Here is a 25,570-nt window from a genome sequence, read left to right as displayed (position 1 = left end):
TGGAGTCCGCCATAATTTTAGTATGCATTTTTATTTACGAAACCTTTGAAAATTGTCAGAAATAAAATTTTAATATCCAGTCCTAACGTCCAGTTTTCAATGTAATACAAATCACAGTCGATTCGCATGCGGATGGATGTATCACCGCGGTAGCCGTTTACCTGCGCCCAGCCGGTGATGCCCGGACGAACCTGATGTTTAATCATGTAACGAGGAATTTCTTCCTTAAATTTTTCAACAAAGAACGGACGCTCCGGTCTTGGTCCGACAAGGCTCATATCGCCTTTTAACACATTGAAAAACTGTGGTAATTCATCCAAACTGGTTTTTCGGATGAATTTGCCAATTGGTGTTACGCGGGGGTCGTTCTGCACTGTCCATGCCTGTTTTTCTTTTGAGGCGTCCTGCACTTCCATTGAGCGGAACTTAAACATTTTAAATGGCTTATTGTGAAGACCGACACGCTCCTGCTTGAAAATAAGTGGTCCCGGCGATGTGATTTTAATAATCGCTGCCACCACTGCCATCGGAATGGAGAACAGGATAATTAAAAGCAGCGCACCTACAATATCAATTGCACGCTTGCAAAAACGGTTAAACGAGTTTGAAAGCGGAATATTTCTCACGTGGATAACCGGCAGTCCATCCAAATCTTCAGTATACGGACGGGTTGGAATGATATTGTTGTAATCCGGAATAAACTTTGTGTGAACGCCGGATTTTTCTGTTACGGCAACAATCCCTTCCAGACTGTCGTAGTGGTCGATGCTCAGCGTAATTGCTGTTTCATCGTAATCATTTTCGGACAGCATTTTCTCTAACTCGTCTACTCGCCCAATCACATGAATGTCGCGGTAAGAATAGCCAAGCGGTTTATGGTTGTCCAAAATACCATGAATGGAAATACCCCATTCGGGATGTGCCAATAGTCTGTCGATGTAACCTTCTGCGGCACGGCTGTAACCGATTAATAAAATATGTTTGTGGTTCATTCCTTTTCTGCGAATCTTGCGAAGAAGTGTTGTCGTGCAAAAACGGAATAAAACTTCCAGTATAAAATTCAGCGTAACAAAAATAATAATAAACAAACGGGCGTAAGTACCATTGCGAATAAAAAACAGAAAGGCAACGCAGTAGAGAATTCCTACAACATTGGATTTTAAAATGTTAAAAATTTCTGATTTTCTGCTCTTGGTACGTTTTGGGTCATACAAGTGGAAAAAATAATAGGAAACGAGGTAACAAGGAATCAGCATAATCAAAATTTGCATGTAATCCTTTAACGAGCCGTAAATACCGACCGGTTCCTCAATCCATTCCCACCGAATTAAAATGCTATCGTTGCTAAAGCGCAGGTAATATGCGCGGATGAACGAAAATACAATAATTGCCGTGTCTATTAATATACGAAAAAGATTTAAGAGCTTTTGATTTCCCTTAATCAAACCAATCCAGTCCTTTCTATTTATAGTTTAGTATGTCCATAAGTATAAATAGTATATCTCATTTTTGCCTTTTTCACAAGAAAAATGTCAGCGGCTTTTTTATTTTCGCAATTTACCGGGAAGGATTGCTACTCATGTGCCGCTCCCGCTTAAGGTACGCGCAGAGGTATCGATATGCAAAATTCGCATATCAGATACCTGCGTGTACCTAGCACATTCTTTGCAATCCTTCCCGGTAAACTGCTGGAATATTAAAAAAGGCACTTGACAGCATTAAGTAGGAAGGGGTGGAGAGGTGCAAAAACACATTTAATGGTTTTTTAATTTGCACAGAACAACGCTTTTGGCTTGATTTGGCTCATAAGGTTGCATTTCAGCCGTGTTATTCGAGTTTGGCAGGACAAATTCGTGGATAAATGCAACTTTTTCTCTTAATTGTAGTCGTTTTGGTTGCATGATTTTGAAAAAAATTTAAAATCATGCAACGTTTTTGGGAGTTTGTAAGGATTTTGGTTGCATAACCTTCCTGCCGCCACATCAGAGCTATTTGATTGCTTATAGATGATTTATAACATTTGTGGATTGTGGGTACAAATTCGTGGGTATCCGGCATGTGTATTTTACATGCCGATACCCTTACGCAATTTGTCAAGCGAGAGCGCCCACAAGACGCAAATATTATAAATCATTCACATTCTCAACACAATTACTGTCTATAATAAACCTAACTTAAGACGAAAGGAAGTTTTAGCATGGACGAAAACAACATGGGAAATAACAATAGCATAGAAAATAACAACGATGCCAATGGATTTGTCATGGTTGACAATCCGGCACCACAGGCTTCACAGGAACCACAGGAGCCGCAGACTGAGAACCAGAATCAGAACCAGCCGGTGCAGCCGGAGCCGGAACCGGCACAGCAGCAGAATACCTATTATGAGCAGCCGGTGCAGCCGTCACCGATGCCATCTGAAGATAATACGTACCGTTTCCAGAATGTTGAAGCGCAGAATGTGAAAAAGAAAAAAGAAAAGAAAGCAAAAAAAGGAATGTCAATTCCTAAAATTTTAGTCAGTGCAGTTTTATTTGGCGTGATTGCAGCGGGATGTTTCTTTGGAGTAAATAAGGGCTTATCTGATTTGTTCGGAACAAAGAGCGAGATTCAGGGCGTGGATAACAGTTCCAATAATGGTGTTGCCCTGACAACGGTATCCGGTTCAGCAGCTACGGTTGCCGATGTGTCCGGTATCGTGGAAAAGGTTATGCCATCGATTGTTGCGATTACAGAGAAGAGTACCCAGACTTCTTACTTTGGACAGACTTATTCTTCCGAGGGAGCAGGTTCCGGATTTATTGTAAAGCAGGATAATGACCAACTCTTGATTGTGACAAATAACCACGTTGTAGCTGATGCGGATAAAATTTCAGTTACTTTTAACGATAATGAGGTAGCGGATGCGATGGTAAAAGGAACAAGTGAGTCGAATGACCTTGCGGTTATTACCGTTAAATTAAGTTCCCTCAAAGAATCTACGAAGAAAAGTATTCGCGTTGCTTCCTTAGGAAATTCAGATCAGGCGAAAGTCGGACAGATGGTAATTGCCATCGGAAATGCTCTTGGTTATGGACAGTCTGTAACCGTTGGTTATCTGAGTGCGAAAAACCGTGAAGTGTCTGCATCGGATGGAAGCGGAAAGAGTACGACGCAGGTTTTGATGCAGACAGATGCAGCGATTAATCCGGGTAACAGTGGTGGTGCTTTGATTGATACAAACGGAAATGTAATCGGTATCAACTCGTCCAAATATTTCTCCTACGGTTCAACAAATGTTGAAGGTATGGGATATGCGATCCCGATGAGTGATGCAGTTTCTGTTATCAATGACTTGATGGACCGCGAAGTTTTGAAAGACAGCGAAAAAGGTTATCTGGGTATTACCGGAAGAGACATTTCAGAAAGTGTAAGCAAAGCATATGGTATTCCGGTTGGAGTGTATGTTGCTGCAGTATCCGATACCGGTGCTGCTTATAAAGCAGGTATTAAACAGGGCGATGTTATTACAAAGATTGGTGACCAGACGGTTAAGACCATTCAGGAAGTACAGGAAAAGGTAAACAGTACAAAAGCCGGTACGACCATTAAAGTTACCGTTCAGCGAAGCAACGACGGAACTTATAAAGCGAAACAAGTAGATGTTGTGCTCAAAGGTAAAGATACATTAGATGGATTGGATGATGGTTCGACACAACAGCAAAATGATTCCAGTCAGGATTATAATAACGATAATTATAACAACAATTATGATAATGACAATTCTCAGGTAGTACCTTGGGGCGGAAGTATTTACTAATTGAGTGAAATCGGGTATAATAAGTCCCACCGCATATTTGTGCGGTGGGATTTGTGCTAAAAATGGAGGAAACTATGAGTGAAGAAATAAAAGAGATGAATCCGGATGATAAGAATCATAAAAAGGATTCCGATGGTTACGAAAAAATTTGTTATTTGTGCCATCGTCCGGAAAGTAAAGTAGATAAAATGATTACCATTCCGAATCAAATTACGATTTGCTCGGATTGCATGCAGAAAACGTTCGACCAGATTGGAATGCAGGGAATGCCAAGTTTTCCGGGAATGGATATGATGAATCTTGGCAGTATGGGGTTAGAGCCACCGAATGAATTTCAGGAGCGTCATCAGGTGAAAACGAAAAAGAAGAAAAAGCAGGAAAAACCGGCACTGGATATTAACAAACTTCCGGCACCTCACGTCATTAAAGGAAACCTGGATGAATATGTGATGGGGCAGGAGCAGGCTAAGAAAGTGCTGTCTGTTGGCGTTTATAATCATTATAAGCGTGTGCTTGCCGAGCAGACCGATGACGGTGTGGAAATTGAAAAGTCGAACATGCTGATGTTAGGACCAACCGGAAGCGGAAAAACGTTTATGGTTAAGACGATTGCACGTCTTTTGCAGGTGCCGCTTGCAATTACGGATGCTACGGCATTAACAGAAGCCGGTTATATTGGCGATGATGTAGAAAGTGTTATTTCCAAACTTCTTGCCAATGCAGATAACGATGTAGAATTAGCAGAGCGAGGTATTGTTTATATCGATGAAATTGATAAAATTGCGAAAAAGCAGAACACCAATAACCGTGATGTAAGTGGAGAATCAGTGCAGCAGGCACTTTTGAAATTGTTGGAGGGTGCCGATGTGGAAGTGCCGGTTGGCGCAACCAATAAAAATGCAATGGTTCCGATGACAACGGTGAACACGAGCAACATTTTATTTATCTGTGGTGGAGCTTTTCCGGGGCTTGAAGACATCATAAAAAAACGTCTTACCAGTCAGGGAACGATTGGATTTGGTTCGGAACTTCGGGATAAGTATGACCATGAGAAAGATTTGTTCCGTTTAGTAGAAACCGAAGATATCCGCGAGTATGGCTTGATTCCGGAGTTTATCGGACGTCTGCCGATTGTATTTTCCTTACAGGCAATGGATGAGGAATTGTTAGTTCAGGTGTTGAAGAAACCGAAAAATGCTATTTTGAAACAGTATCGCAAACTTTTGCAGATGGATGAAGTGGATTTGGAATTTGAGGATGATGCCATGATGGCGGTAGCGAAAAAAGCAGCGGCGAAAAAGACCGGTGCCAGAGCACTCCGTTCCATTATCGAGGAATTTATGATGGATATTATGTATGAAATTCCGAAAGACGAAATGATTGGCAAAGTTATCATTACCAAAGATTATATTGAAGGAAAGGGTTCTCCTACGATTTTGATGCGAAGTAATGGCTGATGGATAAAAGTAAGACCTTCTGCGTAAGATGAAACAAAGCGCAGGAGGTTTTTTTATGCAGTGCAGGGAAGCAGTTTTTGCAGAGGATGTTCTCATTTACGTTGTGGATAATTACCGTGGTGAGGGGTATGTAAGGGAAGTGTACAACCCGGACTGTTATATTCGGCTGGATGACAGGCAGGCAATTATTTACCAGCAGGTTCAAAATGTAAATGGTGAGGCGATACAAAAATATGGTTTTTCAGCAATTCCAAACGTCTTTGGTCTGATGAGTGAAGAAGCGCTGGAAGCCAGTGGTGTACTTCGGATTCGCAGGCAGCCGTCCCTTGATTTATATGGACAGGGTGTACTGATTGGGATTGTGGACACCGGAATTGATTTTACACATAAGGCATTTGTGGCGGCGGATGGGACTTCAAGGATTGTGTCAATCTGGGATCAGAGTGTAGAAGAAGGGGTTGGAAATGAAAAATTTCCGTACGGACGGATGTATTCAAGGGAGCAGCTGAATCAGGCACTTTTGTCGGAAAATCCGTTTGAAATTGTGCCAAGTCAGGATGAGATTGGTCACGGAACATTTATGGCGGGGGTAGCGGCAGGAAACGAGAACCGAGCCGAAGAATTTTCCGGGGTGGCACCATTATCTGAATTGGTTGTTGTTAAGTGCCGTCAGGCGAATGAAAGTTATCGAAATTATTATAGAATCCCGTCGGATGTGCCGGCTTATCTGGAAAGTGATGTGATGACCGGGCTTGCTTATTTACTTTCCGTGGCGGCGCAGGAGAGAAAGCCAATCATTCTCTGCCTTGGTATGGGCAGCAGTATGGGAAACCACAACGGAAGTACAGCTCTTGGCGTTTATTTGAACCGGTATTTGTCGGTAGGCAGTGTGGCAATTGTAACGTGTGTGGGGAATGAGGGAAATACAAGACATCATCACACAATACGCCGCAAAGAAGATACGATAGATATCAGTGTATCCGCAAATATGAATGGATTTATGGGGCAGTTGTGGTGGCAGACGCCGGGAAGCTTGTCGGTGGATGTCATTTCACCGAGCGGGGAGACAATTCGCGAAATCCGTGCGGTTTCAGGAATCCGCTATGAGCATCGGTTCGTGCCGGAAAATACAACGGTCGAAATTTATTTTGGTGTAGCGCAGGAACTGACGAGAGAGCAGGTTGTCGTTTTTCGCTTTCAGAATCCAACGACCGGAATTTGGAAAGTGCGAACACAGTTTGATTATGAAGTTCCTAAGTTTTCCATGTGGCTTCCGATTCAGCAGTTTTTGGAAAAGGAAGTTGTATTTTTAGATTCGGACCCCGATATGACGGCTACAAATCCATCGACAACGCCATTTGTGACGGGAGTGTCGGCATACGACGTAAGAGATGGTGCCCTGTATCTGCAGTCAGGGCGTGGTTTTACTCCTTTTGGTTACATTAAGCCGGAAGTTGTTGCACCCGGCGTGGAACTGACGGGAACGTATCCGGGAAACCGATATGGCACAATGACGGGAACAAGTGTAGCAGCGGCTTTTGTGGCAGGAATCAGCGCACTTTTTATGCAGGAATATGCAGATGACGGTGCAAACAGTAATACGGTGCGTGAGGCGCTCATCCGAGGGGCCGTGCCAAGAGGAGAACCCTATCCGAATACCGAGTGGGGTTATGGCATTGTTGATGCGTACCGGAGTATAACAGACTATTGACGGCAGAGGGCGAAAGGAGTATATTTAGGGAGAAAAAACGAGGAGGGTACCAATGAAAGCTTGGGAAGAAAATATCCGAAAGGTTGTTCCTTATATTCCGGGTGAACAGCCTCAGGTAAAAGATATTATAAAGTTAAATACAAACGAAAATCCATATCCGCCGTCACCGGGGGTAAAAAAGGCTCACGAAGAAATGGAAGTTTCACGGTTTGCCCTATATCCGGATCCGGCAGCAAAAGAATTAGTGACAGCACTTGAATCGTATCATGGACTGGATGCCGGACAGGTATTTGTCGGTGTTGGTTCAGATGATGTTCTGGCACTTGCATTTCTTACGTTTTTTAATTCCGATAAGCCGATTCTGTTTCCGGATGTTACATATTCGTTTTATCCTGTTTGGGCTAATGTTTACCGGATTCCGTACGAGTGTCCAAAGCTGACAGACGATTTCCGAATTTGTCCGGATGATTATAAAAAAGAAAATGGCGGCGTTGTTATTGCAAACCCGAATGCCCCGACCTCTCTTGCGTTAAGCCGGGATGAAATCGAGGAAATTATTGCGGCAAATCAGGATGTCATTGTGATTGTGGATGAAGCTTATATTGACTTTGGCGGAGAGAGCGCACTTTCGCTTCTGCCAAAATATGAAAATCTGCTTGTTGTGCGCACATATTCGAAATCACGTTCCATGGCAGGTATGCGTATCGGTTATGCGATGGGAAATAAACGTTTGATTCAGGCAATGACTGATGTTAAAGAGTCAATTAACTCGTATACGATGACGAGAGAATCTATTGCGTTGGGGGCGGCTTCTCTTGCTGATGAGGAGTATTTTCAGGAAAAGAAACAAATGGTGGTTGCAACTCGTGAGCGGACAAAAGAAGAATTGAGACGCCGTGGATTTGAGGTGCTTGATTCCAGCACAAATTTTTTGTTTGCAAAACCGAATTCAGTGGATGCCGGCTGGTTATTTGAAGAACTGAAAAAAGAAAAAATCTTCGTTCGTCATTTTAATGGGGAGCGGATTAAGGATTATCTTAGAATCTCGATTGGAACAGATCAACAGATGGATTGTCTGCTGCAGGCAATCGACCGTATTATGGCATAAAAAGAACGAAAGATTGGCACGACAGAGCGACCAAAGAAAAAAGTCTTAATTTTTTTGAGAAATTAGTTGACAAGCAGGTGGTTCTATAATATAATAGGTCTTGCGTCACGGCTCAGAGACGTTGGAAAGACACAAAAATATGTGTTCAATCCGGGGTGTGGCTCAGCTTGGCTAGAGCGCTTGATTTGGGATCAAGAGGCCGCAGGTTCGAATCCTGTCACCCCGACTGCGACTGTTTTATACAGTCGCTTAATTGTATAAAAAACCCTATGCGGGTGTAGTTCAATGGTAGAACACTAGCCTTCCAAGCTAGATACGTGGGTTCGATTCCCATCACCCGCTTTTGTGGTGCAAACAGCATTGCTACGTGTCAGTAGCTCAGTTGGATAGAGCAACGGCCTTCTAAGCCGTGGGTCGGGGGTTCGAATCCCTCCTGACACGCTGTAGGAAATGCCGTATGCGGCTTATCCTTTATGGTGGGTATAGCGCAGTTGGTTAGCGCGTCAGATTGTGGCTCTGAAGGCCGTGGGTTCGAATCCCATTACCCACCCTTCCCTTTATGGGATGTTGGGCTATCGCCAAGGGGTAAGGCATAGGACTTTGACTCCTACATTCGCTGGTTCAAATCCAGCTAGCCCAGTTATTAATAGGACTTGACTTCTAAGTGAAACGCTTGGAAGTGGGTCCTTTTTTTGGTGTTATATATTCTTTTTCTTTTCAAATTAAGGAACAACAGGAAGTTCCCGCATGGGCGCTTTCGCTCGTTAAGCACGTAGCGGTATGGGATTGTCAGAAAAACACCTGACAACCCTCATACCGACGTGCTTAAAACCCATGCGGGAAGCTTCCTATTGTTCCTAAGTTTGATAACAAAAAGATTAGTAATCATTACGGGAAAAATGTAGAGTTAGTTTCATTGAAGATGTGTGTGCAGGGCAGGTATGTGTAAATAGTTGTTGCTAATCTTTTAAGAATTCCAGTGATTTGTTTAAGAAAAGATTTGTACCCACGTGATGCAAACTTTTCTTAACAAAACACGGAATCTAAAAAAATAGCAGCAATTAATTACCCATCTGTCGTCACCGCTTATTGAAAAACCAATCCAATTGTGTTATCCTATATTATATGGGGTTACAAAGGAAAGGAGAAAGTCTAAATTGTTACTATCAGAATTAGAGCAGGGGGCTAAGGTTTTACTACTGCTTACGATTGATGGCAAACATTTTGAGTTTGAGACAATCGTGCAGGGAAAGCACAAGCATGATGTTTTGTTTGAGCCGATTCGCAAAGACCAGAAAATTTTGAATGTTCAGAGCGACCAGGTTGATGTAGACATTATGTATATGCGTGAAGATGACAAACCGATTTTGTGGAAAGAGGCGAAGATGGATTGTATTCGCCACAAACACAAAATTTACTATGCATCGGAAGCGGCGAACGAAGGTCGTGAGTACAATCGGCGCGGCGCATACAGATTGTATATCGGAGAAGAAATTCACGCAAGAATTGGGCATAGCGGGCGTGAAAAAATCGTTCATCTCAAAGATTTAAGCAACACCGGATTTGCCTTTATTTACAAGGAAGAATTAAAGGACGCAGATGGTGCATTCGTCTATATGACATACATGGCGCAGTACGAAAAAAAAGTTACGGAAATTGCCTTGTTTGGAAAAATCGTAAGGACGATGCCGCTTGACGATGGACGTTTTTTGTACGGATGTGCTCTAATGAAGAAAAATGAGATGATTGGGCATTATATTAATCAAAAGCAAATGGAACAGCTGGCGAAGAAAAATGAACGTTTAAAAAATAAAACAGCGAAAAACTTCCCATCTGTCTAAATAAATGAAAACGGAGGAATTTATTATGTTAGTTTCAGCAGAGGAAATGTTAACCAAAGCAAAAGCAGGAAAATATGCGGTTGGCCAGTTTAATATCAACAACCTTGAGTGGACGAAGGCAATCCTTCTTACAGCTCAGGAATTAAATTCACCGGTTATTCTTGGTGTGTCTGAAGGTGCCGGAAAGTACATGTGCGGTTATAAAACCGTTGTTGGTATGGTAAATGGAATGCTTGAGGAATTGAACATCACAGTTCCGGTTGCTCTTCACCTTGACCACGGCAGTTATGAAGGCGCAAAAGCTTGTATCGAGGCAGGATTTTCCTCCATCATGTTCGATGGCTCTCATTATCCGATTGAGGAAAATGTTGAGAAAACAAAAGAACTGGTAGCTATCTGTAAAGAAAAAGGATTGTCTATTGAAGCAGAAGTTGGTTCAATCGGCGGTGAAGAAGACGGTGTCATTGGTGCCGGTGAGTGTGCAGATCCGAACGAGTGTAAGATGGTTGCTGACCTTGGTGTTACCATGTTAGCAGCAGGAATCGGTAATATTCATGGTAAATATCCGGAAAACTGGGCAGGACTCAGCTTTGATACGTTGGCTGCTGTTCAGGAGAAAACAGGAACGATGCCGCTTGTACTTCATGGTGGTACCGGAATTCCGGAAGATATGATTAAGAAAGCAATCTCTCTTGGTGTATCTAAGATTAACGTAAACACAGAGTGCCAGCTTGCGTTCCAGGAAGCAACACGTGCTTACATTGAAGCAGGCAAAGATTTGGAAGGTAAAGGTTTTGACCCACGTAAACTGCTTGCTCCGGGTACAGAAGCAATCAAAGCAACAGTAAAAGAAAAAATGGAATTATTTGGTTCAGTTGGAAAAGCCTGACATTAAATTTTTGCATAAAAAATCAGTCATGTGACATACTAATTTCGTAACGTATTCACAAGAATGCAGCGAAGGAGGAAATCATGGCTAAGAATTTTTTAGATGAGTATAACGATGCTCAGAATAACAGCAAAAATGATAGCAAGAATACAAGCAGAAATTCCAGCAAAAATGCAAGTAAAAACGCTGGTAAAAATGCAAGTAAGAATGCGAGCAAAAATAGCAGCAAGAACCGTGCAAAAGATTCTGCTGCAAACAATTCCAAAGATTGTTATTAATTTTCCGGAGCCGGTCGATTAAGACCGGCTCTTTGGTCATAATGACGCAGAGGCTGGAATAGATTAAAAAGAAAAGGGTATGATATGAAACCTAATCTAGTGTCTTTTTCAGAAGCGTCAAAATATATTTACCACAGTAAAACACTTCTCGTGGATTTGCGAAGCAGGGAAGCATTTGCAACGTCACATATTTCCGGTGCGTGGAATATCCCGTATGAGGAACTTTCACAGTATCAGGAAGAAATGATGAACTACGACAGAATTATTTTTTACTGCGACCATGGAAATCATAGTCTGCAGGCGGCGAGAGAACTGGCGAAAAAAGGAAAATGGGCGTCCAGTATCGCCGGAGGATACGAAGAAATAAAAAAATGAGGTTACTATGAAACAGTATGAATTGATTGCACCGTGTCATTTTGGAATGGAGGCGGTGCTGAAACGTGAAATACAAAATCTTGGTTATGAAATTTCGCAGGTGGATAATGGCAAAGTGACATTTTTCGGAGATGCGGCGGCAATCGCCCGTGCCAATATTTTTCTGCGGACAACGGAACGAATTTTGCTGAAAATTGACAGTTTCCGTGCGACGAGTTTTGATGACTTGTTTGAGGCGGTAAAAGCGATTCCGTGGGCGGATTACATACCGGAAGACGGAAAGTTCTGGGTGACGAAGGCAAACTCTGTGAGCAGTAAACTGTTCAGTCCGTCGGACATTCAGAAAATTGTGAAAAAGGCAATGGTTGAAAAACTCAAACAGACCTACCACACGGATTGGTTTGAAGAGACCGGGGCGTCTTACCCACTTCGGATTAGTATTGTGAAAGATATTGTGACGATTGGGCTGGATACGACCGGAGAGTCACTTCACAAACGCGGTTACCGCAAATTTACGGCACCGGCACCGGTTACGGAGACATTGGCGGCAGCGATGATTCTGCTTTCGCCGTGGCATGCCGATCGTATGCTGATTGATCCATTCTGCGGAAGTGGAACGATACCAATTGAAGCAGCGATGATTGCTTTGAATATGGCGCCGGGGATGAACCGTGAATTTACTGCGGAGAGCTGGAAAAATCTCGTGCCGAAAAAGGCGTGGTACGATGCGATTGATGAAGCGGAAGACGCTATCCGAAATGATGCAGAGATTCATATTCAGGGATATGACATAGACGATGAGGTGCTGAAAATGGCGAGGGCAAATGCAAAACTTGCCGGTGTGGATGAGTACATTCATTTCCAGCAGCGTGATGTGGCTGATTTTAATACACCGAAAAAGTATGGTTTTGTAATCAGCAATCCGCCGTATGGCGAGCGTCTCTCGACCAAAGAAGAAATGTTTGATTTGTACAAAACGGTTGGACGTGTGATGTCGGAAAATGATACGTGGTCGTTCTTTTTGCTAAGTGGATATGAGGATGCGCAAAAGGCTGTGGCAGCGGGCGGAAACCGAAAAAAAGCAACGAAAAACCGTAAAATTTACAATGGCATGATGAAAACGTATTTGTATCAGTACATGGGCGAAAAACCGCCGGCGAGAAGAAAGGATAAAAAAGAAAATGAGTAAAAAACGATTGGTTTTTGCAACCGGAAATCAGGGAAAAGTCAACGAATTCCGCCAGATGCTAGGCGATGACTATGAGATTTTATCTATGAAAGATATTGGTGTGGATATTGATATTGTAGAGGACGGAAAGACATTTGAAGAAAATGCTGTGATTAAAGCGAAAGCAGTTATGGAAGAGACCGGTGAGATGGTTCTTGCGGACGATTCCGGTTTTGAGGTGGATTATCTGAACAAAGAGCCGGGAATTTATTCGGCGAGATATTTGGGGGAAGATACCCCGTATTCAATTAAAAATGCGGAGATTCTCAAACGCTGTGAGGGTGTGCCGGATGAAAAGAGAGACGCCAGGTTTGTCTGCGTGATTGCCTGTGCCTACCCGGACGGAACAGTTGATACGGCAACGGGAATTATTGAAGGAAAACTTGCTAAAGAGCCAAAAGGAGAGAATGGATTTGGCTACGACCCGATTTTTTATCTGCCGGAGCGAGGCATGACGACCGGAGAAATGGAGCCGGAAGAGAAAAATGCAATCAGCCACCGCGGCATTGCAATCCGTAAAATGGTTGAGATTTTGAAAAAGAGAGGCGAGGCATAATGAAGGCACTGATTTTTAGTGATTCACATGGAAGAACCGAAAATCTTGTAAAAGCGATGGACAGGTATCCGGATTTTCAGGCGATTTTTCATCTTGGGGATGTAGGAAATGATGAGGCTTATATCCGTTCGCTGACGCCGTATCCGGTTTATATGGTGAGAGGAAACTGTGACTTTTCATCTTCGCTCAAAGAGAGTATGGTGATTGAATTTGGCGGCAAGCGCATTGCGATGTGTCATGGACACCGATATCTTTCGTATGGCGGGGCGCCGGACGCTCTGCGCTACTTTGGGCTGCAAAATCATGCCGATGTTGTTATGTTTGGACATACGCATGTGCCATATTTAGAGAAAACCGATGATTTGATTCTTTTGAATCCGGGGAGTATTTCAAAACCGAGACAGGATAATAAAATTCCCACCTACACGGTGATGGAAATTCGTGAAGATGGGAAAATAGATTTTCGTATGTGTGAAATGCCCTACTAAAAAAGTGCTAAAATTGCGTTGAATACGCCGGTGCTGGCAACAGCCATAATAATTCCGGCAAGCAGTACGCCACCCATGCATGCTAAAATCGAGGATTTAAAATCCATATCGAGAAGACTGGCAGCGAGTGTGCCGGTCCATGCACCGGTGCCCGGAAGCGGAATACCAACAAAGAGAAGCAGTGCGACGAATGTACCTCGTCCTGCTTTTTCTTTTAATTTCTGTCCGCCCTTTTCGCCTTTTTCCAAGCAGAATCGGAAGAACTTGCCAATGCCCTTTTTATCGGAACCCCAAATCAAAATTTTTCTTGCGAAAAGGTAGATAAAAGGAACCGGCAGCATATTACCAATTACACAGATGATGTAAGATGGTATAAGCGGCAGTCCGAAAACAACGGAATAAGGGATGGCACCACGCAGTTCAACAATAGGCACCATGGAAATGAAAAACAAAATCAGATATTTTACAAACATAATATTTCTCCTAATAATAAACAATTGTTGGATAAGTCCAATCCATATTGTACATGATATATGTAGGGAGCGTCAAGAAAAAGTATAATTTTTTTGAAAAAAGTGTTGACAAAATGGATGTTTTTGGTATAATGAAGAAGTCGCTGTGAGTGACGCATGGGATCTTAGCTCAGCTGGGAGAGCATCTGCCTTACAAGCAGAGGGTCACAGGTTCGAGCCCTGTAGGTCCCATTGAACTTTTCAATTGTGAAAAGTTTTTATATATGTCAAGACAGTTTCGTCTTGGCAGTTTAGATGGCGGGATAGCTCAGTTGGCGAGAGCACACGGTTCATACCCGTGGTGTCGGGGGTTCGAATCCCTTTCCCGCTACTACAGACCTCCGAAGGTAACTTCGGAGGTCTTTTGTATATCTTGACATAGCATGAGAAGAAAGTGAGGTAAGACACGATGAGAATTGGAATGGGATATGATGTGCACCGCTTGGTGGAAAATAGAGAATTGATTCTTGGTGGTGTGACGATCGATTATGAACTGGGACTTTTAGGTCATTCGGATGCGGATGTTTTACTGCATGCGATTATGGATGCTCTGCTCGGTGCGGCTGCTCTTGGTGACATTGGCAAACATTTTCCGGACAATGATGAGAAATATCGTGGTGCAGACAGTCTGTGGCTGTTAGAGTGTGTCCGTGGCAAAGTGAAAGAGGCGGGATATGTTGTTGGAAATGTGGATGCAACCATTATTGCACAGAAACCGAAGATGCGTCCGTATATTGAATCAATGCGTGAAAATGTAGCGAAAGCTTTGTGTGTAGATGTTTCCCGGATTAACATTAAGGCAACAACGGAAGAAGGGCTTGGTTTCACCGGAAGCGGTCAGGGCATATCGGCACAGGCGATCTGTTTGTTAGAGGAAGAACCTGTTCTTATATGAATGATATTACATGAATAAATTCCCGCAGGGACAAGACTCCGAAAAAGTGTGGTGCGACAAGGATGGCGCAAACGAAAATAATTGTCATTAGGGTGAATAAAAGCGTTCTGCGCTTTGTCCATGGATGGCAGACGCGTGCTACGACACCGAGGGAGACAACGCCACCGGCTAACAGATTCAGCGTCTGATGAAATGCTGTTGTAAAACCAAAACGAAGGGACAAAAACTGGATGGCGCAAATTCCGACACACAGAATGAGTGCGGCAGGAAGCGAAATACGCAGGACATGGCGTAAGAATCCGGTTGTTGTCGGCTCTTCGTGTTTTTCGAGGGCAAGAAAGAAACTTGGAATTCCGATTGCCGTAGCACCAATTAAGCTGAGCTGAATCGGAATGAACGGATAGGATTTTCCAATAATAATAAATATGGTACACAGAAGGACGGAGTAAATTGTCTTTGTCAGGTAGAGCGCACTGACACGCTCAATGTTGGCAATGGTAGTTCGTCCTTCTTTTACGATATTTTCCATAGAGGCGAAATTGGAATCCATCAGTACAATGTGTGCACATTGTTTTGCAGCGTCCGCTCCGTTTGCCATGGCAATTCCACAGTCAGCATCTTTGAGTGCGAGAACATCGTTAATGCCGTCGCCCACCATACCGACAACATGTCCGGTGTTTTGGAAGGCGTGAACGAGTGCCTGCTTCTTTTCCGGTGTAACGCGCCCAAATACGCTGTATTTTGGTGCTATTTTACAAAGCTCATCGATATCATCCGGAAGTGTTCCGGCATCGATATATGCATCTGCCCCCGGTATTCCGGCAAGTCTTGCAATGTATGAAACAGTAACCGGATCGTCGCCGGAAATGACTTTGACTGCTACACCTTGTTTTGCAAAAAAGGCGAATGTATCGAGCGCATCCTCTTTTACGCAGTCAGAGAGTACAATAAGAGAAAGTGGGGTGAATTCCTCGATTTCTTTTGCATCCTTGTATAATTTTTGGCACGAACCAAGCAGCAGTACACGAAGTCCTTCATTGGAGTAAGTGGCTGCTTTTTTTAATATTTCGTCATCTTTTGTGAGATAATCCGGAGCACCAAGAAGAAAACATTTGTCTTTCGTTTGGATTCCCATAAATTTGCGTCGGGAACTAAATGGAACACTGTCAGTTACCGAATATGTATCAGTTTCTTTGAAAAAAGCCTGTAGTGCCGTGCTTGTGGCATTTGTTTCAGTAAATGCATAGACAAGTGTCCCCATGATATCGTGAATCATTTCTTTGTCCACACCGAAAGGAATTACTTCATCAACGGTCAGTTCGCCGGTGGTAATCGTTCCGGTTTTATCTAAACATAATACATTTACGCGGGCTAACGCCTCAATTGCTTCCATTTCCTGCACCAGTGCTTTTTTTCTCGCAAGGCGTCCTACGCCTAGAATAAAGGAAACACTGGTTAAGAGCACCAGTCCTTCCGGAATCATGCCAAGAACACCGGCAACCGTACTTACCAGAGCATTTGATAAGGTGTCGTCCGCACGGAAATACTGAATACAGAAAAGGGCAGCACCAATTGGTACAATGGCAAAACTAACATAGCGTATAATTCGCTTAATGGCATCCTGCATTTCAGACGTTGCCCGACGTTTTGTCTGTGCCTTTTTCGTTAATTTGGCTGCATAACTGTCTTCAACGGATTTCAAAACTTTTGCCGTGCCGGAACCCGCTACAATGAAACTGCCGGAATAGAGAAAGTCACCCGGCTTTTTAAATACCGGAATGGACTCGCCGGTCAGGTGCGATTCATTGACTTCTAATCCATCCGAGGTAAGAACTTCACCATCTGCGACAATCTGGTCGCCTGTCATAATGTGTATGGTGTCGGAAACTGCCAGGGATTCAATCGGAATTTCTGTGATTGTGCCATCGGCTGCAAGTTTTCTTGCTTTTGTTGCCGTGATTACGGAAAGCTTATCAATGAGGGATTTTACCTTACATTCCTGAATAATTCCAATCAAAGAATTGGAAATGACAATTCCCATAAAAAGCATATTTTTATATTGTCCGGAGAGAATGATAAAACCTGCTAAAATTACATTCAGCAAGTTGAAATAGGTAAGCGTATGCGCCCGGACAATTTGTGAAATGGTTCTTGATGTAGTCTTCATGTGAATCCCTCCTATGCTGATTTAAGTATATCGGAGAATGGGGATGGGGTCAATAATAAAGAAATATTTCCAAGGAAGCATTTTACAGCCCCCCCTCGTTGTGATATACTGTGGGCGATAACGAACAAACATGGATAACAAGACGAGCTTTTTTGGCATATCAATAAGATAACCAAAGGATGGTTTGTTGTCGGAAAACAAGGAGGTAATTGATGATTTTTTCTGGATTAATGATTCCTTTTCTGGGAACAACATTGGGAGCAGGCATGGTATTTTTCATGAAGGGAAGTATGAATCAAAAGCTGGAGAAAATGCTTTTGGGGTTTGCCGCCGGTGTTATGATTGCAGCTTCAGTGTGGTCGCTTCTTATACCTTCAATTGAGATGACGGAGCAGGCGGGCGGCATTGCGTGGATTCCTGCGTGTGTCGGTTTTTTGCTTGGCATGATATTCTTGTTATTGTTAGACAGTGTGATTCCACATCTTCATTTGGATAGTGATAAGCCGGAGGGACCGAAAACGAAACTTGGGAAGGCAGCCATGCTTGTGCTGGCGGTGACACTGCATAATATTCCGGAAGGGATGGCAGTCGGTGTTACATTTGCGGGAGTGCTGATTGACAATACAGGGATTACACTTTCGGGTGCTTTTGCCCTGGCGCTTGGAATCGCGATTCAAAACTTTCCGGAAGGAGCAATTATTTCTATGCCTCTTTGCAGTCTTGGTGTGTCGAAAAAGAGGGCTTTTTTGTATGGCGTGTTGTCCGGGCTTGTTGAACCGGTGGGAGCGATGCTTACAATTTTGCTAACCGGTATCATTGTTCCATTTCTCCCTTATTTTTTGTCGTTTGCGGCAGGTGCTATGATTTACGTTGTGGTGGAAGAATTGATTCCGGAATCACAAATGGGGGAGCATACCAATATAGCAACCATCGGTGTGGCGGTTGGTTTTACACTGATGATGGTTCTTGATGTGGCTCTCGGATAGTAAAATAAATACGATAAAGCGGAATATAAAGTGCAGTTACAAAGAGAAAACACATTGATAAAATATAGGAAAAAGAAGGTTAAAGGTGGTGTTTTCTTTTGAAGGAGAGCTTTTCTAAGAAAGCTGTTGGTGAAAGGTTGAAAGGATTCCGTTTATCGATGCATATGACTCAAAAAGAATTTGCAGAAGAAATGCACTGGGATGTGAATACATATCGTAAAATTGAGACGGGCTGCTCTTTATTAACTTCTGATAAAGCACAGATGTTGTATGATAAATATGAGATTGATATCACTTATCTTTTAACAGGTAATAAGCCTGATTTTGACAATCATTTGCGGCAGCTTTGGCTTACGGCAAGTCGTGTGGAGAAAAAACTTATTCTTGCCCGCCTTATTTCTTATGTTGAAGAAATGTTGTAGGAGAATATGTGATGCGAAAAAAGGTACTTATTTTGGAGGATATGGAAACCACAAGGACTGCATTGAAGCGTATTGTGGAATCATGTGATGATGCAATTACAGCGTATGCATTTTCTGAGGTGGGACCTGCTCTTGCATGTATGATGGAAAATCATATTGATTTGTTCTTTGTAGATATTATATTAAAACCACAAGTTGCAAATGATTTTTCAGGGATAAAGTTTGCAGAGTATGTAAGGAAACAGGAAGAATATTTTGGTGTGGATATTATTTTTGTAACAAGTCTGATTGGACTTGAGGCAGAACTTTTACGAAAGATACATTGCTATGATTATATAGAAAAACCAATTCAAGAAAGTCGTGTCCGTAAGGTCGTCATGCAGGCATTCCGTAAAATGCACAGTACAGTTTTGGAGGATGCCGTCTGTTTTGTTAGAAAAGATAAAGTTTCTTACGCTGTGCATGAAAAGGATATTGTTATGCTTTCCAGCAGACATAAGAAGTTATATATTATTAAGACGGATGATGAGTTAGAAATTCCAAATCTATCCCTAAATCACTTTTTAAAACAAATTAGAACACAGAAATTTTTGATTCCAACCAAAGGAATTGCGGTGAACTACGCCTATTTGGAGTATGTGGATCCCGTGAACCGCTATGTGAAACTGCGCGGACGGGACGAACTCATAGAAATTGGAACAAGAATGAAGAAACAATTTTTAGATGAAATTGAAGAATTGCAAAGGATGAGATGATGAGCTGGCTTTGGATCTATATAACATTGATGGAATGGGTCGGGATTGTTTTGGTGGTGAAAGCTCTGGGAGATGAACAGTATCACATAGAACCTAAAAAGGCAGGGGTATACTTCTTAGGAAATATGTTATATTATGCAGCTTTTATGTATTTTGGGCTGCCTCAGATATGTTCTGTGATTGGATATGTTTTATTATATGCATACATTTATTGGTGTTATCATGATGGAATTGTAAAGACACTGGCTATGTGTGTAATGGGCTTAATAATACTTGGTGTTGTTGAATTGTTACTGTCTCAGGGAGTTTATTATTTTGTGCCTCTTGATTTGGCAGATGGCTGGTTAGAGGCAATATCATCTACGCTGTTAGTGGTTGTAAGCGCACTCTTGTCAAAACTAAAAATTTATAGGCTTATGGGGCTTTTTGAGCGCTGGGATGTCTCATATTTCTTTGTTGCGTTTTTGAGTTTAATGATTTTTGCCCCAGTTGTTGTGCTTCGAGCATTTAAAGAATTGGTCGTAGCGGAATATTTTTACATTACAGTTTGTATTTTGGTTATGTGGTTTTTGATATCAAAAATACAGAAAAATAAAATTGAAAATCAATTGCGTAAAAAGTATTTGGAAAGCTTTACCGAGATTATTTCGCAAATTCGGAGGAGACAGCATAAAGTTAAGAATCAGTTTGATACAGCGTTTGGGATGTATCGCTTATATGACAATTACGACGAATTAGTTGCGAAGCAGAAGGAATTTCTAGGAAGAATATGGGATTACGAACTGCCAACGGATGCAATTGTTTTGGAAGAGCCAGCGGTGGTAGCGTTAATATATGAGAAAATTAATGAAGCGATTGAAGAAGGAATTGAAGTTCATACGATTTTTTCTTGTAGTATGCTGCATAGAGGTGTTTCTGATGTTATTTGGGTACAGATTTTAGGCACTTTGCTTGATAATGCAATTGAAGCGGAGGAAGAATTTGTTGGACAAAAGAAGATGTGGATTGAAATACAAGAACAAAAAGGAAATACGGGAAAGGTATCAATCTATATTGCTAATGCTTATTATAAGAAAAGCCAAGATGAACTAGAGCAATTATTTGAGTATGGATATAGTACAAAAGGTGAAGGGCGTGGAATCGGACTCTATGATGTCAAAATGCTGGTTCATAAAAATAAGGGTGATTTAATTGTTCAGAATGGACAAAGGGATGGGTTTGATTGTTTCGAACTGTGGATTGTGATTTAGAAAAAAATAAGCTACAAATCGAAAATAGATGATTTGTAGCTTGTTTTTTATTTTTCTTTAAATTCAGGTTCACCAAAGAACATTAAGCATGGACCATGGTAAAAAATTATACCGCCCAGAGCGATGCACAAGGAACTAAACTTGTACAAGAATGATTTGTTAATCTTTTTCATATATCTCTCCTTTCCGTGTCAACTTGGCACAAATTAATTGTATAATTTGTAAAATGATGCTCCAAAAAACGACAGAGCGATGGGGCACATTTTGCAAGGCAAAATAAAGAATGGTGTAAACCAAAAGAATTAAAGAAGACAAAAAACGCTTATTTGTATACTGTTTTTTTGTCATTACCTTTCTTTTGGCAGAGGGAACAGGTCCGATAAAAAAGAGAAGTAAATTGCTTAAAACAAACAAACTGATTTGTGCATATAGGGGAAGTGTAAACATTTCACCCATGAACAAAATAACAGCAAAAAAGCAAAAACTGAAAATAAAACAACTCCAATAATGTTTCAGATGAATACCGCCGGAAATCCAGCGAAACGGCAATAAAGCAACCAAGCAAACTGCAAATTCTGAAAATTTTCCGATGACAGCGAAAAATACGAAAAAGAAAACGAGCTTTGATAACTCATAGGCGAACACTTTTAATGTGTAGTCCATTTTTGCCATTTCCAAGTCTGTAAACTGATAGGAACTTTGAATTTGTTCCAGCGATTTATCATAGACGCTCATGCTGTTCCCTCCTTTTGCAAGCCAGTATAGAAAAGAAAAAATTGGAAGAGGAAAAATATGCGTAAGTGTAAATACTGCACGGAATAAAAGCGTCATATAGTAGAAAAAGGATAAGAAAATTGCTTTTGTGCAAGAAAATAAATACGTTATGAAAATAAAAACACTCATTTCTTTATAAATGATAAAATATTTCATCTCTAAATAAAGAAAAGGGAGGAATTTGCAATGGACAAAGAGGTTGGAGAGAGAATACGACACGTGAGACTGGACAAAGGATATACAAGAGATACCTTGTCCATGATGTCGGGAGTATCGGAAAAATATATTTTCCAGATTGAACGGCAGCACACAGGCTTCTCGGTAGACATATTGTTAAAACTGACCAAAGCACTGGATTCATCCTGTGATTATCTGCTTAGAGGGCATACGGAGTTTCCTTATGAAAATGAAATTATAGAGTTGATAGAAAAATTTGAACCAAATCAATTGGGAAAAGTGTATCTTATGTTATCTTCGTTATATGAAATCATGAAGAGGGGGGATTTGTAAATTGTAAAAAGGCTGCAAATCGAAAGTGACTTGCAGCCTTTTTTCTTAATCTTCTTTTACTTCTTTGAAGTCAGGCTCTCCAAAAAACATCATGCACATTCCCTGTGCATAGATAAGACCGCCAAGAGCGATACATAAAGAGCTGATTTTGTACAAAAAAGATTTGTTAAACTTTTTCATGAATGAGTATCTCCTTTCTGCATAGATTCCTTTAGCGCTGCGCCTTCCCCACCGTTCCACTTCAAAAGCAGTATAAGGTGATAGTTTTTTAAAATGGACAAATATGCATAAGTGCAAGATTTTTTAGAATAAACGCATAGATTTTTATGAAATTGGAAAATAATAATGCTTTCATGCCATAAAAGGGATGCGTTATGAAAAAAGAATATAGGCTTTTTTGGGGAATGATAAAATAGCATGTCTTTGCTTTGGTGAAGAAAAGAAGGAGGAAAAAAGAATGAATCAGGAAATTGGATTGAGAATCCAAGAGGTGAGAAAGAAAAAGGGGCTTAGCAGAGGTGATTTGGCGGATATGTCAGGGATTTCGCCTAAATATATTTTTCAAATTGAAAAGCAGGGCTTTGGTTTTTCTGTTGATACGTTAATGCAATTGACTCGTGTACTCGAAACTTCTTATGATTATCTTTTAGAAGGTCACGCAGAATTTTAATCTCAAATGTATAAAGAACAAATCCATAAACCATACTAAATCCTAAGTTAAGCGGAAAGGATACATGGTTATGAATGAGAAAAAAATGGTAGGCAAAAGGAGCGTTTTATTTTCCAGACCGCCGATTATCATTGGTGCGGGCAGTGTTGCCGGGGAAAAAGAAGGAAACGGTGCTTTTGGCAAGTGCTTTGACATGGTTGAGGAAGACCCTTTGTTTGGCGGAAAAACGTGGGAGGAAGCGGAGAGCAAAATGCAGCAGCTGGCGACCCGGATTGCACTGAGAAAAGCGGGGCTAGAGCCGCAGGAAATCCGTTATTTAGTGGCAGGAGATTTGCTTGGACAGTTAATTGCCACTTCTTTTGGTATCATGAATTTCAATATCCCGATGTTTGGTGTATATGGTGCATGTTCAACGATGGGAGAGTCTCTGGCGATTGGAGCGATGCTCGTTGATGGAGAGTTTGCCGATTATGTGGTCGCATTAACTTCAAGTCATTTTGCCAGTGCGGAGAAACAGTTCCGTTATCCGCTTGCCTATGGCAGCCAGCGTCCGTATTCTGCAACGTGGACGGTGACGGGCAGTGGTGCAGTGGTTTTAGCATCTTCACGGGCAAAATGGAAACGCAAAGAGACCGGTTATGTGGAAGTGACGGGGATTACAACAGGAACGATAACCGATTATGGAATCAAAGACAGCATGAATATGGGAGCCTGTATGGCCCCGGCTGCCTGCGATGCCATTCTTCATAACTTTAAAGATATGGGAATCGGACCGGATTATTATGACTGCATTGTGACCGGCGATTTGGGAACCATTGGACAGAGAATTTTGATTGATATGCTGCGGGGCTATGGCTACGACATTGAAAAACAGCACTTCGACTGCGGTACCGAAATTTATTACAATAAAGAGCAGGGAACCAATGCCGGCGGCAGTGGGTGCGGATGCAGTGCGATAACACTTTGTGGATATATTCTTCAGAAAATGAAAAAGAAAGAGTGGAAAAGGGTGCTGTTTGTTCCGACCGGTGCGCTGTTATCTACAGTAAGTTTTAACGAGGGAAATTCGATACCGGGCATTGCCCATGCAGTTATGCTGGAGGAAATTTCCGGCTCCGGAAAGGGGGTGGGAGAATGGACTATGTAACAGCGTTTTTGATTGGCGGTGCAATTTGTGCGATTGTGCAGGTTATTATGGATAATACGAAACTGCTCCCGGGACGAATTATGGTAGGACTTGTCTGTGCAGGTGCTATTTTAAGTTTCTTTGGACTATATGAGCCATTTGCCGACTGGGCAAAATCCGGCGCATCCGTGCCGCTGATTGGATTTGGGCATCTATTGTTTAAGGGCGTTAAGGAGGCAGTTGACAAGCAGGGATTTATCGGTACTTTTTATGGGGGATTAGAAAGTGCGGCGGTCGGTATTTCCGGTGCATTAATTATGGGATATCTGGCAAGCCTTGTTTTTAAATCAAAAATGAAATGATGTAAAATATCCACGTTTTTATCGTTTTGTACATTTACTTGAAAAAGCGGTTGTGATACAATGTTTTCCAAAGGGGCAAAGGGGTGTCGTTTGGCTGATACCCCTTGTCGGTTTGGCATATAGTGAATAAGAGTTTATAGAAAGTGGTGAGCTTGTTTGAAACGACCGGGGAAGGAATTGGAAAAGTATTGGTACGCCGGACTCACGGGATTTTTTGTTATTGTGGCAGCGTTGGTAGTTTATGCAATAACGAGTAATTTGACGGGGCTTGGGAAAATATTTGGCGCACTTAATTCGGCATTGATGCCGGTGTACATAGGCGTTGTGATTGCGTATCTTCTCAGTCCGCTTGTGAATAAATCGGACCGTTATATATTTATTCCGTTGTGGAGTAAAATTTTTAAGGGGAAAAAGAAAAAAGCATCAAATGTTGCGAGGGGATGTTCCGTGTTTTTTGTACTTCTTCTGGCGATATTTGTTGTATTTGGAATTATGATGTTAGTAATACCGGAGATTATTGACAGTATCACAGGGCTTGCAAAGAGTATGCCGGAGTATTATAACAATGTGAAGAACTGGGGGACACATATTTTTAAATCGAATCCGGAATTTGCGGATTATTTTACGAAAGCCTCTAAAGATATATTTGATAAATTGTTAGATTGGCTGCAAAATGATTTGCTTCCAAATAGTGATAAGTTTTTGGGGGCAATTACCGACGGTGTTATGGATGCAACCAGTGTTTTGGTTGACTTTTTTATCGGGCTTATCGTTTCCATTTATCTAATGGCAGGAAAAGAAAACTTCTGTGCTCAGGCGAAAAAACTGATTTTTGCGGTTCTGCCGGCAAAAAGAGCGGGAAGCGTGTTGTCTGTGTTAAGCGAAACGCATGGTGTTTTTGCAAAATTTATCAGCGGAAAAATTATTGATTCCCTGATTGTTGGTGTATTGACATTTATCATTATGAACATTGCGGGAATTCCGTACACCATTTTGATAAGCGTGTTAATTGGTGTGACAAACATCATTCCGTTTTTTGGCCAGTACATCGGTATTATTCCGAGTGCGGTGCTGGTTTTTATTGCAAGTCCGAGCAAAGGTGTTTTGTTCTTGATTTTAATTATCATTTTAATGCAGTTTGATGGAAATGTATTAGGACCGAAAATTCTTGGCGATTCCATTGGCTTAAAGAGTTTTTGGATTTTATTTTCCATTTTATTCTTTGGCTCCTTGTTTGGAGTTTTAGGTATGATTTGTGCAGTCCCGGTGTTTGCCGTTATTTACCGCATGGTGAAACGGTTCTGTGCCGGACGGCTTGCGAAAAAGCAGTTGCCGACGGAGACAGAATGTTACTGCAAGGCATGGGATGATGCCTGGGAGCCGGGGGACGAAAATAAGAAAGGATGAAGGA

General features: G+C 41.8%; 26 protein-coding genes and 7 tRNA genes. 28 read left to right on the top strand and 5 right to left on the bottom strand.

What is annotated here, in order from left to right:
- Positions 1-17 precede the first annotated feature (17 nt).
- Positions 18-1,445 carry an undecaprenyl-phosphate glucose phosphotransferase gene (locus DW005_RS06830; protein WP_022377593.1) on the bottom strand — a complete coding sequence of 476 codons (1,428 nt, stop codon included), beginning with the start codon at positions 1,443-1,445 and terminating at the stop codon, positions 18-20.
- Positions 1,446-2,197: 752 nt separating this feature from the next.
- On the opposite strand from DW005_RS06830, the gene DW005_RS06825 reads away from it, so the two are divergent.
- The 16 genes from DW005_RS06825 to DW005_RS06750 all read left to right on the top strand — a co-directional run bounded on the left by DW005_RS06825 (position 2,198) and on the right by DW005_RS06750 (position 13,730).
- Complete coding sequence (locus DW005_RS06825; protein ID WP_117478690.1) at positions 2,198-3,799, top strand: trypsin-like peptidase domain-containing protein; 1,602 nt, start codon at positions 2,198-2,200, stop codon at positions 3,797-3,799.
- A gap of 74 nt (positions 3,800-3,873) precedes the next feature.
- Positions 3,874-5,256 carry an ATP-dependent Clp protease ATP-binding subunit ClpX gene (clpX, locus tag DW005_RS06820; protein ID WP_242989381.1) on the top strand — a complete coding sequence of 461 codons (1,383 nt, stop codon included), beginning with the start codon at positions 3,874-3,876 and terminating at the stop codon, positions 5,254-5,256.
- A gap of 55 nt (positions 5,257-5,311) precedes the next feature.
- Positions 5,312-6,967: a S8 family peptidase gene (locus DW005_RS06815; protein ID WP_181974965.1), complete on the top strand. Its 1,656-nt coding sequence runs from the start codon at positions 5,312-5,314 to the stop codon at positions 6,965-6,967.
- A gap of 52 nt (positions 6,968-7,019) precedes the next feature.
- Positions 7,020-8,075, top strand: a complete 1,056-nt coding sequence (hisC, locus tag DW005_RS06810; RefSeq protein WP_117478687.1) for a histidinol-phosphate transaminase — start codon at positions 7,020-7,022, stop codon at positions 8,073-8,075.
- Between the two features lie 151 nt (positions 8,076-8,226).
- A tRNA-Pro gene (locus DW005_RS06805) sits at positions 8,227-8,301 on the top strand.
- A gap of 45 nt (positions 8,302-8,346) precedes the next feature.
- Positions 8,347-8,417: transfer RNA gene (locus DW005_RS06800), tRNA-Gly, on the top strand.
- A gap of 25 nt (positions 8,418-8,442) precedes the next feature.
- Positions 8,443-8,516, top strand: a tRNA-Arg gene (locus DW005_RS06795).
- A 35-nt stretch (positions 8,517-8,551) separates the two neighbouring features.
- Positions 8,552-8,625, top strand: a tRNA-His gene (locus DW005_RS06790).
- A gap of 18 nt (positions 8,626-8,643) precedes the next feature.
- Positions 8,644-8,715: transfer RNA gene (locus DW005_RS06785), tRNA-Gln, on the top strand.
- A gap of 517 nt (positions 8,716-9,232) precedes the next feature.
- Complete coding sequence (locus DW005_RS06780) at positions 9,233-9,916, top strand: PilZ domain-containing protein (protein WP_117478686.1); 684 nt, start codon at positions 9,233-9,235, stop codon at positions 9,914-9,916.
- 25 nt (positions 9,917-9,941) lie between these two features.
- On the top strand, positions 9,942-10,805 hold the full coding sequence (fba, locus tag DW005_RS06775; protein WP_117478685.1) for a class II fructose-1,6-bisphosphate aldolase: 864 nt from the start codon (positions 9,942-9,944) through the stop codon (positions 10,803-10,805).
- An 83-nt stretch (positions 10,806-10,888) separates the two neighbouring features.
- The gene (locus tag DW005_RS06770; protein ID WP_117478684.1) at positions 10,889-11,083 is read left to right on the top strand and encodes a hypothetical protein; all 195 of its coding nucleotides are present in this window, start codon (positions 10,889-10,891) and stop codon (positions 11,081-11,083) included.
- 84 nt (positions 11,084-11,167) lie between these two features.
- Positions 11,168-11,458: a rhodanese-like domain-containing protein gene (locus tag DW005_RS06765; protein WP_117478683.1), complete on the top strand. Its 291-nt coding sequence runs from the start codon at positions 11,168-11,170 to the stop codon at positions 11,456-11,458.
- A gap of 7 nt (positions 11,459-11,465) precedes the next feature.
- The gene (locus DW005_RS06760) at positions 11,466-12,647 is read left to right on the top strand and encodes a class I SAM-dependent RNA methyltransferase (protein WP_117478682.1); all 1,182 of its coding nucleotides are present in this window, start codon (positions 11,466-11,468) and stop codon (positions 12,645-12,647) included.
- The gene (locus DW005_RS06755) at positions 12,640-13,242 is read left to right on the top strand and encodes an XTP/dITP diphosphatase (protein ID WP_022376094.1); all 603 of its coding nucleotides are present in this window, start codon (positions 12,640-12,642) and stop codon (positions 13,240-13,242) included. The genes DW005_RS06760 and DW005_RS06755 overlap by 8 nt, the downstream gene beginning before the upstream one ends.
- Positions 13,242-13,730 (top strand): metallophosphoesterase, encoded by a 489-nt coding sequence (locus tag DW005_RS06750; protein ID WP_117478681.1) that lies wholly within the window; start codon positions 13,242-13,244, stop codon positions 13,728-13,730. Before DW005_RS06755 ends, DW005_RS06750 begins: the two co-directional genes overlap by 1 nt.
- Here the strand turns inward: DW005_RS06750 and DW005_RS06745 are convergent.
- Positions 13,727-14,203, bottom strand: coding sequence for a small multi-drug export protein (locus DW005_RS06745; protein WP_022376092.1), 477 nt, complete (start codon positions 14,201-14,203; stop codon positions 13,727-13,729). The genes DW005_RS06750 and DW005_RS06745 overlap by 4 nt on opposite strands.
- A gap of 158 nt (positions 14,204-14,361) precedes the next feature.
- On the opposite strand from DW005_RS06745, the gene DW005_RS06740 reads away from it, so the two are divergent.
- The 3 genes from DW005_RS06740 (at position 14,362) to ispF (ending at position 15,137) form a co-directional block, all read left to right on the top strand.
- Positions 14,362-14,434 (top strand) — tRNA-Val (locus tag DW005_RS06740).
- A 65-nt stretch (positions 14,435-14,499) separates the two neighbouring features.
- Positions 14,500-14,573, top strand: a tRNA-Met gene (locus tag DW005_RS06735).
- Positions 14,574-14,651: 78 nt separating this feature from the next.
- Entirely contained in the window at positions 14,652-15,137 is a 486-nt protein-coding gene (gene ispF / locus DW005_RS06730) for a 2-C-methyl-D-erythritol 2,4-cyclodiphosphate synthase (protein WP_117478680.1), read from the top strand.
- On the opposite strand, the gene DW005_RS06725 is transcribed toward ispF, so the two are convergent.
- The gene (locus tag DW005_RS06725; protein ID WP_117478679.1) at positions 15,130-17,304 is read right to left on the bottom strand and encodes an HAD-IC family P-type ATPase; all 2,175 of its coding nucleotides are present in this window, start codon (positions 17,302-17,304) and stop codon (positions 15,130-15,132) included. The two genes, ispF and DW005_RS06725, sit on opposite strands and share 8 nt — an antisense overlap.
- A 212-nt stretch (positions 17,305-17,516) precedes the next feature.
- Here DW005_RS06725 and DW005_RS06720 point away from each other — a divergent pair, with 212 nt between their 5' ends.
- The 4 genes from DW005_RS06720 (at position 17,517) to DW005_RS06705 (ending at position 20,717) form a co-directional block, all read left to right on the top strand.
- The gene (locus DW005_RS06720) at positions 17,517-18,290 is read left to right on the top strand and encodes a ZIP family metal transporter (protein ID WP_117478678.1); all 774 of its coding nucleotides are present in this window, start codon (positions 17,517-17,519) and stop codon (positions 18,288-18,290) included.
- Positions 18,291-18,388: 98 nt separating this feature from the next.
- On the top strand, positions 18,389-18,712 hold the full coding sequence (locus DW005_RS06715; protein WP_022376086.1) for a helix-turn-helix transcriptional regulator: 324 nt from the start codon (positions 18,389-18,391) through the stop codon (positions 18,710-18,712).
- Between the two features lie 11 nt (positions 18,713-18,723).
- On the top strand, positions 18,724-19,467 hold the full coding sequence (locus tag DW005_RS06710; RefSeq protein ID WP_117478677.1) for a response regulator: 744 nt from the start codon (positions 18,724-18,726) through the stop codon (positions 19,465-19,467).
- Positions 19,464-20,717 (top strand): GHKL domain-containing protein, encoded by a 1,254-nt coding sequence (locus DW005_RS06705; RefSeq protein ID WP_117478676.1) that lies wholly within the window; start codon positions 19,464-19,466, stop codon positions 20,715-20,717. Before DW005_RS06710 ends, DW005_RS06705 begins: the two co-directional genes overlap by 4 nt.
- A gap of 159 nt (positions 20,718-20,876) precedes the next feature.
- Here DW005_RS06705 and DW005_RS06700 read toward each other — a convergent pair whose 3' ends face one another.
- Complete coding sequence (locus tag DW005_RS06700) at positions 20,877-21,452, bottom strand: accessory gene regulator B family protein (protein ID WP_022376083.1); 576 nt, start codon at positions 21,450-21,452, stop codon at positions 20,877-20,879.
- Between the two features lie 225 nt (positions 21,453-21,677).
- Here DW005_RS06700 and DW005_RS06695 point away from each other — a divergent pair, with 225 nt between their 5' ends.
- Complete coding sequence (locus tag DW005_RS06695; RefSeq protein ID WP_022376082.1) at positions 21,678-22,001, top strand: helix-turn-helix domain-containing protein; 324 nt, start codon at positions 21,678-21,680, stop codon at positions 21,999-22,001.
- A 45-nt stretch (positions 22,002-22,046) separates the two neighbouring features.
- Here DW005_RS06695 and DW005_RS14335 read toward each other — a convergent pair whose 3' ends face one another.
- Positions 22,047-22,181: a hypothetical protein gene (locus tag DW005_RS14335; protein WP_022376081.1), complete on the bottom strand. Its 135-nt coding sequence runs from the start codon at positions 22,179-22,181 to the stop codon at positions 22,047-22,049.
- A gap of 277 nt (positions 22,182-22,458) precedes the next feature.
- Here DW005_RS14335 and DW005_RS06690 point away from each other — a divergent pair, with 277 nt between their 5' ends.
- From DW005_RS06690 to DW005_RS06675, 4 genes are all read left to right on the top strand, one after another.
- Positions 22,459-22,671, top strand: a complete 213-nt coding sequence (locus DW005_RS06690; protein ID WP_117478674.1) for a helix-turn-helix transcriptional regulator — start codon at positions 22,459-22,461, stop codon at positions 22,669-22,671.
- Between the two features lie 70 nt (positions 22,672-22,741).
- Positions 22,742-23,818, top strand: a complete 1,077-nt coding sequence (locus DW005_RS06685) for a stage V sporulation protein AD (protein WP_117478673.1) — start codon at positions 22,742-22,744, stop codon at positions 23,816-23,818.
- On the top strand, positions 23,806-24,159 hold the full coding sequence (locus DW005_RS06680; RefSeq protein WP_022376078.1) for a SpoVA/SpoVAEb family sporulation membrane protein: 354 nt from the start codon (positions 23,806-23,808) through the stop codon (positions 24,157-24,159). Before DW005_RS06685 ends, DW005_RS06680 begins: the two co-directional genes overlap by 13 nt.
- A 156-nt stretch (positions 24,160-24,315) precedes the next feature.
- Positions 24,316-25,566, top strand: coding sequence for an AI-2E family transporter (locus tag DW005_RS06675; protein ID WP_117478672.1), 1,251 nt, complete (start codon positions 24,316-24,318; stop codon positions 25,564-25,566).
- The last annotated feature ends 4 nt before the right edge of the window (positions 25,567-25,570 follow it).

Origin of the sequence: Clostridium sp. AF36-4 (assembly GCF_003435975.1) — a bacterium.
GTDB lineage: Bacteria > Bacillota > Clostridia > Lachnospirales > Lachnospiraceae > Eubacterium_F.
This window is presented reverse-complemented; position numbering and strand designations above follow the sequence as displayed.

Coding starts and splice junctions, on each gene's coding strand:
- DW005_RS06825 (WP_117478690.1), top strand. CDS start 2,198: ATGGACGAAAACAACATGGGAAATAACAATAGCATAGAAAATAACAAC.
- clpX (WP_242989381.1), top strand. CDS start 3,874: ATGAGTGAAGAAATAAAAGAGATGAATCCGGATGATAAGAATCATAAA.
- DW005_RS06815 (WP_181974965.1), top strand. CDS start 5,312: ATGCAGTGCAGGGAAGCAGTTTTTGCAGAGGATGTTCTCATTTACGTT.
- hisC (WP_117478687.1), top strand. CDS start 7,020: ATGAAAGCTTGGGAAGAAAATATCCGAAAGGTTGTTCCTTATATTCCG.
- fba (WP_117478685.1), top strand. CDS start 9,942: ATGTTAGTTTCAGCAGAGGAAATGTTAACCAAAGCAAAAGCAGGAAAA.
- DW005_RS06770 (WP_117478684.1), top strand. CDS start 10,889: ATGGCTAAGAATTTTTTAGATGAGTATAACGATGCTCAGAATAACAGC.
- DW005_RS06765 (WP_117478683.1), top strand. CDS start 11,168: ATGAAACCTAATCTAGTGTCTTTTTCAGAAGCGTCAAAATATATTTAC.
- DW005_RS06760 (WP_117478682.1), top strand. CDS start 11,466: ATGAAACAGTATGAATTGATTGCACCGTGTCATTTTGGAATGGAGGCG.
- DW005_RS06755 (WP_022376094.1), top strand. CDS start 12,640: ATGAGTAAAAAACGATTGGTTTTTGCAACCGGAAATCAGGGAAAAGTC.
- DW005_RS06750 (WP_117478681.1), top strand. CDS start 13,242: ATGAAGGCACTGATTTTTAGTGATTCACATGGAAGAACCGAAAATCTT.
- DW005_RS06745 (WP_022376092.1), bottom strand. CDS start 14,203: ATGTTTGTAAAATATCTGATTTTGTTTTTCATTTCCATGGTGCCTATT.
- ispF (WP_117478680.1), top strand. CDS start 14,652: ATGAGAATTGGAATGGGATATGATGTGCACCGCTTGGTGGAAAATAGA.
- DW005_RS06725 (WP_117478679.1), bottom strand. CDS start 17,304: ATGAAGACTACATCAAGAACCATTTCACAAATTGTCCGGGCGCATACG.
- DW005_RS06720 (WP_117478678.1), top strand. CDS start 17,517: ATGATTTTTTCTGGATTAATGATTCCTTTTCTGGGAACAACATTGGGA.
- DW005_RS06710 (WP_117478677.1), top strand. CDS start 18,724: ATGCGAAAAAAGGTACTTATTTTGGAGGATATGGAAACCACAAGGACT.
- DW005_RS06705 (WP_117478676.1), top strand. CDS start 19,464: ATGATGAGCTGGCTTTGGATCTATATAACATTGATGGAATGGGTCGGG.
- DW005_RS06700 (WP_022376083.1), bottom strand. CDS start 21,452: ATGAGCGTCTATGATAAATCGCTGGAACAAATTCAAAGTTCCTATCAG.
- DW005_RS06695 (WP_022376082.1), top strand. CDS start 21,678: ATGGACAAAGAGGTTGGAGAGAGAATACGACACGTGAGACTGGACAAA.
- DW005_RS14335 (WP_022376081.1), bottom strand. CDS start 22,181: ATGAAAAAGTTTAACAAATCTTTTTTGTACAAAATCAGCTCTTTATGT.
- DW005_RS06690 (WP_117478674.1), top strand. CDS start 22,459: ATGAATCAGGAAATTGGATTGAGAATCCAAGAGGTGAGAAAGAAAAAG.
- DW005_RS06685 (WP_117478673.1), top strand. CDS start 22,742: ATGAATGAGAAAAAAATGGTAGGCAAAAGGAGCGTTTTATTTTCCAGA.
- DW005_RS06680 (WP_022376078.1), top strand. CDS start 23,806: ATGGACTATGTAACAGCGTTTTTGATTGGCGGTGCAATTTGTGCGATT.